Consider the following 9,308-nt stretch of genomic DNA (forward strand, 5'->3'; position numbering starts at 1 on the left):
GTACTCGCCCTCGCCCGCCCCGCCCGGCACCGCGAACAGCCCGCTCGACTCGTGCCGGATGAACGTGGACAGCGCGTCGCCCCGGTCGAGCTTGCGCTGGAGGGGGACGAAACCGCGCAGCGGGTCGGCCTGCCAGCAGACGAAGAGGAGCCCCGCGTCGGGCGTCCCGTCCGCCCCGATGCCGTCGTGGAAGGAGAAGGGGCGCCGCAGAATGGCCGCGCCCCCGTTCTCGTCGGGGCGGGAGATCCGCGCGTGGGCGTTGATGGGGACCACCAGATCGCCGTTGGCGTCGACCTTCTCCAGATCCATCGCGGTCGTCTCGGTCCCGCCGCTGAGCGGCGCCCCGTTCGATTTCCGCCGCCCGACCACGTCCTCCTGCTGCTTGACCGACAGGCGCTCCCAGTCGTCGAGGAGCATGCGGATACGGCGTACGACGGCGTAGGAGCCGTTGGCCATCCAGGCGGGTTCGCCGGTGGCGGGCACGAAGATCCGCTTGTCGAAGTCGGTCTCGGACGGCTTGGGGTTGCGGGTGCCGTCCAGTTGGCCCATCAGGTTGCGGGCGGTCATCGGGTGGGCGGTGGCGCCCGGCGACCGGTTGAAGCCGTTCATCTGCCAGCGGACCCTGGCGGCGCTGCCCGCGTCCTTCTGGATCGCGCGCAGGGCGTGGAAGGCGACCAGGGCGTCGTTGGCGCCGATCTGCACCCACAGATCGCCGTTGCTGCGGGCTTTGTCGAGGTGGTCGGAGGAGAACTCGGGCAGCGGATCGAGCGCGACCGGGCGCTGCTTCTCCAGTCCGGTGCGGGCGAAGAAGCCGTACCCGAAGCCGAAGGTGACCGTCAGGGACGAGGGGCCCGCGTCCCGGGCGACATCCGTGTCGTTGTGCGCGGCGGCCTCGCCCGCCATGAGCCGCTGGGCGGTGTCGGACCAGCGGCGCAGCAGAGCGGCGGCTTCCTTACGGCCGGCGCCCGCCGCCAGGTCGAAGGCGACGAGGTGGCCGCTGGCCTGGAGGCCCTCGGTGATGCCCGGCTGATGTTTCACGTGAAACGTTGCCATGCTCGCGCCCACTGAAGAGAGCGCCGGGGACGGGCCGGAGGCATCGGGGGAGGCATCGGAGGATGCGCCGGATCCGGAGCCGACGGCGTAACCGGTGGCCCCGCCCGCCGCGCCCAGCGCGAGCCCGGTGGCCCCGGCGGTGCCGAGCAGCCGCCGCCGCGAGATGTTGCTTTCTTTGCTGTTTTCCCTGCTGGACTGGTCAGCCATGGTGCGGTTCAGCCGATCTGAGCGTTCTTGTCGACGGTCACTTGGTCGATGTCGGAGGTCCGCACGGTCACGGCGATCTTCCAGACGCCGGCCATGGGGATCTGGACCTCGTTCGCCGTCCAGTGTCCGGTGGCGACGCGGTCCGGGTTCACGGGCAGCGGCCCGATGTTCTTGGCGGTGAGGGTGAAGGCGACCTTGACCTCGGGCACGTCGAACGCCCTGCCGTTGGGCCGCTCCACGTACACGTGCATGACGTTGCCGCCGACGCGGGCGGGGTTGATGTCGACCCGCGCGAGGCCCTTGCCGTCCTGGCCGCCGGTGTCGAAGGGGATGTCCAGGGTGAGGGCGCCCGTCGCGTCCGGGGTGGCGGCGGAGGAGGACGCAGCCGAGGCGGCGGCCTTGGCCTCCTCCTCCGTCCGGCCGGGCTCGGTGGAGGTCAGCACGGTGGTGACGGCGAGCAGGACGACGGCGATGCCCGTCTCGGCGAGCACCGAGCGGCGCAGCCCCGAGCGCAGGGGGTCGCCGGCGCGGAGCCGCTTCAGCCGCGCGGTGCCGACAGCGGCCCGCTGCCGGGCGAGCTGGGCGGCCCGCTCGGGGTCCGAGCCCCCGGCGGCCACGACGGCGACGGGTTCCTTCTCGGAATCGGCGGCCTGGTCCTCCGAAGCCTCAGTACCCTCGGCGCTGTCCGCCGCCTCGGTCGCCTCTGCCGCGGTCTCCGGCAGTTGGGCGGTCCAGCGGCGCGAGACGTAGGCGATGCCGACGAGGACGACCACCAGACCGATCTTGACGAGCAGCCACCGGCCGTACGAGGTGTCGGTGAGCGCCGACCAGGAGCCGAGCTGTCGCCACGACTGGTAGACGCCGGTCGCGACCAGTGCCAGCACGCTGCCGAAGGCGACGCGCGAGAAGCGGCGTACGGCCGAACCCTCGATCGGCGCGTCCACGGGCGCCCGGAACAGGGCGACCAGGAGTGCCGCGAGGCCGCCGAGCCAGACGGCGACGGCGATCAGGTGGACGATGTCGACGGGCATCGCGATCTCGGGTTGCAGGCCGGTCGAGGCGTGTTCGGCGAGCGCCCAGGTGGCGGCCAGTCCGACCGCCACGACCCCGCCGCCGATGGCGAGCCCGAAGGTGAGGTCCCGCCGCGCGGAACCGTCGTCGGGGTCGTCCTCGGTCTCGGCCGCATCGTCGTCCTCGGGCCGGGCGTACGCCCCGAAGAGGACCGCGATGAACAGCGCGCCAGCCGCGAGCAGCAGCAGCCGGGAGACGAGGGCGGCGCCCGTCTTGGTCTGGAGTACGTTCCCGAGCAGGCCCAGATCGAAGATGTCGCCGAATGTGCCGGAGCCGGTGTACGAGCCGCGCATCAGCAGCAGCGCGAGCGTGGCCGCGGTCATCGCGAGCCAGCCGGAGACGACGAGCCGCTGGAGCGCCCGTACGCCCGAGCCGCGCTGCCAGCAGGCGAGGACGAAGGCGGCGCCGCCGACCATGACGATGAAACCGGCGTACGAGACGTACCGGCCGATGCCGTAGAGGGCGCCGACGACCCCGCCGCCCGCCGTCTCCTCGGAGACCGAGACGGAGGTGACGGAGGGGGCGCCGATGGAGAAGGTGAAGGCGCCGGAGACGGGGTGGCTGTCCGCCGAGACGACCTGGTAGGCGACGGTGAACGTGCCGTCGGGCAGCCCGGCGTGGAGCGGGACGCCGTAGGTCGTGCCGCTCAGCTCGGTCGCCTTGCCGGTGTCGACGCGCTTGCCCTTGGGGTCGAGCACGCGGAACGAGCCGTCGGACAGGGCGACCTTCTCGGAGAAGGTCAGCGTCACCTGGGCCGGGGCCTTGTCGACCACCACACCCTGTTGTGGGGCGCTGCCGGTGAGCGCGGCGTGCGCGGACGCCGGCGCGGCGCCGGCGAGTCCGGCGAGCAGTGCGGCGGCGAACGCGAGGAACAGCAGCACCAGGGGCCGCACGCGCGGGGCGATGGTCTGTGTCACAGTGATCCCTCCCTCGGTCTCAGTGTCCGGTCTTCGGGTTGTACGTCGCCGGCTTCACCGGCATCTCGACGGTGATCGGCGAGGTTTTGGCAAAGTGCAGCAGCACGGAGACCTTCTCGCCCTCGCGCGGTTTGCGCTTGAGCTGTTCGAACATCAGGTGGTCGGCGCCGCTCTGGAGGACGAGTGCGCCGTGGGCCGGGATGTCGAGGCGCTGGGCCTCTTCCATGGTCTGTCCGACGGTCCTGTGCATGGTGACCTCGCCCGCGATGTCGCTGGTGACGCGGGTGAGCACGTCATCGGTGGCGCCCTTGTTGGTGATGACGAGGAATCCGGCCGCCATGGAGTCCGAGACCGGCTGGGGCATGTAGGCGGAGCCGACGAACAGGGCGGCGCCGTCCGGGGAGTCCCCGGAGTCCGAACTCCCGCACGCGGTGAGGGCGAGCGCCCCGGCGAGTGCCATGGCCGTCACCGTGGAGAGACGCCTCACGGGTTCTGCCCCTTGATGATCTTGGGGAGGTCCTTGATGTAGTCGTCGACGGTGGCGTCCTCGCCGTACAGGACATATCCGCCGTCGGTCTTCGGGGAGAAGGCGATGACCTGGGTGCCGTGCATCGAGATCGTCTTGCCGTTCTTGTCCTTCGACGTCGGCTCGATGGAGATGCCGAGGGTGCGGGCACCCGCCTGGATGGTGGAGAAGTCGCCGGTCAGGCCTACCACCTGGGGGTCGATGCCCTTGAGCCACTTGCCGAGCGCGGCCGGGGTGTCCCGCTTCGGGTCGGTGGTGACGAACACGATGCGGAGCTTGTCCTGGTCGGCCCTGGACAACTGCTTCTTGGCGACGGCGATGTTGCTCATGGTCAGCGGACACACGTCGGGGCAGTTGGTGTAGCCGAAGTAGATGAGTGTGGGGCGGCCCTTGGTCTCCGCGCGGAAGTCGTACGGCTTGCCCTGGGTGTCGGTGAGGACGAGGTCGGGCTTCTCGAACGGCTGGTCGAGGATCGTGGCCGCCTTGTCCGAGCCGGACTCGACGGAGACATCGGCGACGGCCTTGCCGGCGTCGTCCCCGCTGCCGCAGGCGGAGAGGGTCAGGGTGGCCGCGACGAGCAGAGCGGACGCGGCGAACAGCTTCTTGCGCATAAGGAGAGTTCCCGAAGGTGTTGTTCGTGGAAGGTTCGGTGCGCGTCCAAGGGTGTACTGGACACCGCGGGTGTACTGGACACGGGGGGCGTACGGGGCAACCGCACGCCCCCGGCGCGCACCGGAGGTGAGCGGGTGTCAGACGGTGGTGCGGCGACGGCCGGCCACGCCGTACGCGACGCCCGCGACACCGACGACGATGCCCACGACGCCCAGCACGCGCGCGGTGGTGTCGCCGCTGTCGGCGGGCTCGGCGGCGGTGGCCGTGGTCTTCAAGGCGGCCTGCTCAGGCTCCGCGCCGGCCGCGCCGCCGCCGTGGTGGTCCCCGGTCGAGGCGGACAGGGCGAGCACCGGAGCGGGGTTGTCGGGCTCCTCGGCGCCGTCCTTGGGGACCTCGATCCAGCGGACGACCTCCTTGTTGGAGTACGTCTGGAGCGCCTTGAAGACGAGTTCGTCGGTGTCCTCGGGCAGTTGGCCGAGGGAGAGCGGGAACTTCTGGAAGAAGCCGGCCCGGATGCCCTTGCCGTCGGTGGCGGTCCAGGTGACCTTGGAGACCGCCTCGGTGATCTTCTCGCCGTGCATTTCGAGGGGCTTGGCCAGCTTCGCCCTGGTGACCTCGGCGGTCCAGCCGGGGATCGCCTCCGGCATCACCGAGGCGAGCGGATGGTCGGCCGGGAAGCTGACCTCGACCTTGGTGGTCGAGGCGTCGTCGCGCTCGTTCGGCACCTTGAAGTTGACGGTCGCGTAGCCGCCCTTGGCGGCGGTTCCCTCGGCCGACACGCTGACGTGCGCGAAGGCGGGACCGGACAGGGCGAGGACGGCGGCACCGGCGAGGGCGCCGGCGGCGGCGATACGGGAAACCTTCATGAGGGAAGGCGCTCCACTTCGAGTGAGGTCCGACGGGCCGGAGAGGAGTCCGGCAGATCGGAGTGGAAGAGGGAGGCGCGTGCGAAACGGTTCACACGCGCGCGTGCCGCACGACGGCGGCTCTTCCTCGCACTCGAACCCCCGGATCCGAAGAGCCCGGGATGTCCTACGGGGAGCGGTCGCGTCGTGTCAGGCGGCGAGCACGAGCGCGGCGGCCGGCGGTCCGCGCCGGATCACCGTGTGCTGGAGCGCCCCGGTGGACGGCTTCAGGGGTACGAGGGTCCACGCGCGCGGTGCGTGCGGTGCCGTACCGGGCGTACCCGGAAGACCTGTACGGAGCGTGCGCGCCAGCGCGAGCGCCCCGCGCAGGGAGCGTACGAGCGCCGTCTCGGCCACCCCGTGCGCCGACAGCCGCATCAGCCGCAGCAGGGCCAGGTCCCCGCGCCGCAGCAGCCAGCCGGTGGCGACGGCCGCGAGGACGTGCCCGAGCAGCATGGGCAGCGGCGGCAGCAGGGCGGTGGGAGAGGCACCGGATCCGGCGGACGCGAGGGCGCCGGCCGAGTGGTGCATGGCCCCCATGTCCATCCCGCCACCGATACCCGACCCGGTGCCGCCCGTACTGCCCGTGCCGCTGCCCGTACTGATCCGGGCGTCGGCGAGGATCCGCTGGGCCTGGGCCGGGCTGATCGCCGCGAGCGGTACGCCGCACAGCAGCCGGGCGGCCCGTGCGACCAGGGCGGTGTCGGCGGCGGCTGCCGTGGAGGCCATCGCCGACGACGTGGTGTGCTGCCCGAGTTCGAACAGGGTGTGCAGGACGGTCTGGCCGACGGCCAGCAGGGCGACGATGCCCGGCAGCGAGCGGGCCCGCCCGGCGAGCGGTGCCACGCACGCGAGGACCCCGAGGAATCCGGCGCCCAGGGTCCACAGAGGGACGGCGGCGCAGGAGGCGAGGCTGTGACCGGCCCCGGCCAGCACGACACAGACCGCGGAGAACACCGCGGCCCTCAGCATCCGGAGGGCGATTCCGGAGGGCGCTGTGCGCCGGCGGCGGGCAGTCATGGCGGGCTCATCATCGCACTGGACCCAGGACCCCCGTACGGCAGGTCCAAAAGGTGGGTTACGGACTATTACCGCCACCTAGGGCCACGTACAACCGGAAGATCTCGTCTGTGAGTTGACGCCCCACATACACCGAATGAGCCCCTGAGTGCATCCCCCGTATGGGCGGCATCACGTCAACTGCGTGCTTACACACTGCCACCGGCGGCAATACGTACAGGTATGTCGAGCCGCGGCCTGGAGGCTGGAGCATGAGCATCTGGTGGTCACTCCATCTTCGGCGTGAGGCCGCGAGCGTCCCGCTCGCCCGGCGCCTGCTGCTGGGCACCATGGAGACGGCGGGCGTCGACCCCGACATCTGTTTCGACCTCTCCGTCGCGCTCAGCGAGGCCTGTGCGAACGCCGTCGAGCACGGCGGGGACACCGATCACGACGACTCCCGCGGGGCCTACCGCGTCACCGCGTACCTCGACGGGGAGAAGTGCCGCATCGAGGTCACCGACTCGGGCCCCGGCTTCCCGACGACCCAGGCGGGTCCGGCGGCGCCGGAGACCGCGCGCCGCCCGGTCCCGGTCGCCGCCGTCCCGTACGACGCGGAGAGCGGCCGGGGCCTGTCGCTGATCGAGGAGCTGGCCGACCACGTCACCATCGGCAACAAGCCGGGCCGGGGCGGCGCGGTGGTCAGCTTCGACAAGATCCTCAAGTGGCAGAAGGGCGCGCCGCTGATGGCGGTGTGACGGTCAGCTCACTGAGACGGGCCGCCCGACAGCCGCGCCGGTAACGCCCGCCCGGCCGACGGCGGCCTTCCGTGCCGCCGGTCCCATCGCGTACGACGCCACCAGCGTGACCCCGCCCAGCAGCAGCCACCCCGGGGTTCCCCAGCCCACCAGCAGCGTGGTGAGGACGAGGGGGCCGGCGGTACGGGCCACGGTGACGCCGGTGCCGAAGAAGCCCTGGTACTCGCCGACGCGGTCGGCCGGGGCCAGTTCGAACGAGAGCTGCCAGGATCCCGCCGACTGCCCCATCTCGGCGACGACCTGAAGCACCGCGCCGACCACCAGGACACCGACGGCCACCCAAGGGCTCACCCCCGCCGACAGGGCGAACACCGCGCACGCCGCGAGCATGACCCACCCGGAGCGCCGTACCGCGCGCGTGGCCGACGCGAGCCCCGTCACCCCGTGCGCCATCCGCACCTGGAACACCATCACCGCTCCCGTGTTGAGCACGAACAGCGCGGAGACGACCCAGGCCGGAGCGCCGGTCCGCTCGGTGATCCACAGCGGGATCCCGAGGCTGAGCAACGGCATGCGCAGCAGCAGCACGGTGTTGAGCAGCGTCACGACGGCGTACGGCCGGTCGCGCAGCACGCCGGGACCCCGCGACTGCGTGGAGGCGGCGACGGGTGCCACCGAAGGCAGCCGCCGCAGCAGTACCGCGCACACCAGGAAACTCACCGCGTCCAGCGCGAACACCCCGAGATACGCGGCCCGTGTCCCGGCGCTCAGCGCGAGCCCCCCGAGCCCGGCGCCCACCGCCAGACCGGCGTTGAGGGTGGACTGGAGATGCGCGAGCAGCCGCGTCCGGTCCCCGGCGGTCACCAGCCCGGCGAGCAGCGCCTGCCGGGCCGCCGCGAGCCCCGACTGGGCGGAGGCGTAGGCGCAGGCGGCGATCACGAAGGGCACGAAGCCGCGCACGACGAGGAAGGACGCCACCGCGGTCCCCGTGGCGAGCGCCAGCAGTACGGCGGTCCCGCGCGCCCCGCGCCGGTCGGCGAGCCGCCCGAGCGGCACCCCGACCAGCGAACCGACCGCCCAGGCGAGCGTCAGCCCGAGTCCCACGCGCGCGGGGGCGAGCCCGACGACGTGGGTGAAGTAGAGGGCGGAGGTGACGTAGTACGCCCCGTCGCCGACCGAGTTGGCCAGTTGGGCCAGGGCGAGGACGCGCTGCGGGCCTGCGGGCGGGACGAGGGAGCTGGTCATGGGGACGACGTTAGAAGCCCGGTGGACCGATGGGCAGGCCCAATGGGCACACCTTTCTGTGGCCCAATTCCACCCCTGGTCCAAGTCCCGATCCGACTGCCGACAACGCGCTCAGTCACCCTCCAGAACCCGCCCGAGCACCTTCAACGCCTCCGGGTAGACGCGCTCCCGAGGCGTCCCGTACCCGACGACCAGCCCTTGTGCCCGCCCCTCCACCGCGGCGTGCCAGTGCTCGCCGAGGTGGCCCACCGCGAGGCCTGCCTCCTCGGCCCGCGCCAGGACCGCCGCCTCGTCGGCCACCTCCATCAGGGCATGCAGCCCCGCCGCGATCCCCCGCACGTTCCGACGGGCGCCCAGCAGTTCGACGAGCCGGTCCCGGCGACGCCGGTAACGCAGCCGGCACGCGCGCACGTGCCGGTCGTACGCGTGGCTGGTGATCAGTTCCGCGAGGGCCAGCTGGCCGATGGTCTCGGTGTGGAAGTCGCTGTGCAGCTTGGCCTCGGCCACCGCGTCGACGAGATGGGCGGGCAGCACCATCCAGCCGAGGCGCAGGGCGGGCCCGAGCGTCTTGGAGGCGGTGCCCATATAGGCGACCTGTCCCGGGGCCATGCCCTGAAGAGCGCCGACGGGCTGTCTGTCGTACCGGAACTCCCCGTCGTAGTCGTCCTCGACGACCAGCCCGGCACGCGCGCGTGCCCAGTCGGTGAGCGCCCGCCGCCGCTCCGGGTGCAGGGTGACGCCGGTCGGGTACTGGTGCGCGGGCGTGACGACGACCGCCGAGACCTCGTTGCGGGCGGCCAGCTCCTCCACGCGCGCGCCGCGTTCGTCGACGCCCACCGGCACGACCCGGCCGCCGGCCCGCCGTACGACCTCCCGGTGGAAGGGCAGCCCCGGGTCCTCCATGGCGATCGTGGCGCCGTCCAGGACGCGTGTGAGGAGCGCGAGCCCCTGTACGTACCCGGAGGTGATCACGATCCGCTCGGGTGGCGCGAGCACTCCTCGGGCGCGCCCGAGG

Annotated in this window: 9 protein-coding genes; 1 reads left to right on the forward strand and 8 read right to left on the reverse strand. The window is 72.2% G+C overall.

From position 1 onward, the window contains the following. The 6 genes from efeB to AOK08_RS40280 all read right to left on the reverse strand — a co-directional run. Positions 1-1,260 (reverse strand): iron uptake transporter deferrochelatase/peroxidase subunit (gene efeB, locus AOK08_RS40255; protein ID WP_055535309.1); only part of this gene is annotated, 1,260 nt, incomplete at its 3' end. A gap of 8 nt (positions 1,261-1,268) precedes the next feature. Continuing rightward, a complete protein-coding gene (locus AOK08_RS40260; RefSeq protein WP_055535311.1) occupies positions 1,269-3,248 on the reverse strand; it encodes a copper resistance CopC/CopD family protein in 1,980 nt (659 codons plus the stop codon). 19 nt (positions 3,249-3,267) lie between these two features. Beyond that, positions 3,268-3,708, reverse strand: coding sequence for a copper chaperone PCu(A)C (locus tag AOK08_RS40265; RefSeq protein WP_055535323.1), 441 nt, complete (start codon positions 3,706-3,708; stop codon positions 3,268-3,270). Between the two features lie 23 nt (positions 3,709-3,731). Then, positions 3,732-4,385 carry an SCO family protein gene (locus AOK08_RS40270; protein ID WP_055535313.1) on the reverse strand — a complete coding sequence of 218 codons (654 nt, stop codon included), beginning with the start codon at positions 4,383-4,385 and terminating at the stop codon, positions 3,732-3,734. A gap of 138 nt (positions 4,386-4,523) precedes the next feature. After that, positions 4,524-5,252 carry a YcnI family copper-binding membrane protein gene (locus tag AOK08_RS40275; RefSeq protein WP_055535315.1) on the reverse strand — a complete coding sequence of 243 codons (729 nt, stop codon included), beginning with the start codon at positions 5,250-5,252 and terminating at the stop codon, positions 4,524-4,526. Positions 5,253-5,441: 189 nt separating this feature from the next. Further along, a complete protein-coding gene (locus tag AOK08_RS40280; protein ID WP_055535317.1) occupies positions 5,442-6,311 on the reverse strand; it encodes a hypothetical protein in 870 nt (289 codons plus the stop codon). A 251-nt stretch (positions 6,312-6,562) separates the two neighbouring features. Here AOK08_RS40280 and AOK08_RS40285 point away from each other — a divergent pair, with 251 nt between their 5' ends. Next, complete coding sequence (locus AOK08_RS40285) at positions 6,563-7,048, forward strand: ATP-binding protein (RefSeq protein ID WP_055535319.1); 486 nt, start codon at positions 6,563-6,565, stop codon at positions 7,046-7,048. Positions 7,049-7,051: 3 nt separating this feature from the next. On the opposite strand, the gene AOK08_RS40290 is transcribed toward AOK08_RS40285, so the two are convergent. Beyond that, positions 7,052-8,293, reverse strand: coding sequence for an MFS transporter (locus AOK08_RS40290; protein ID WP_055535321.1), 1,242 nt, complete (start codon positions 8,291-8,293; stop codon positions 7,052-7,054). Positions 8,294-8,404: 111 nt separating this feature from the next. Then, positions 8,405-9,308: aminotransferase-like domain-containing protein (locus AOK08_RS40295; protein ID WP_157877011.1), on the reverse strand; the 904-nt coding region annotated here is incomplete at its 5' end.

The organism is Streptomyces graminilatus (assembly GCF_001418565.1).
Taxonomy (GTDB): domain Bacteria; phylum Actinomycetota; class Actinomycetes; order Streptomycetales; family Streptomycetaceae; genus Streptomyces; species Streptomyces graminilatus.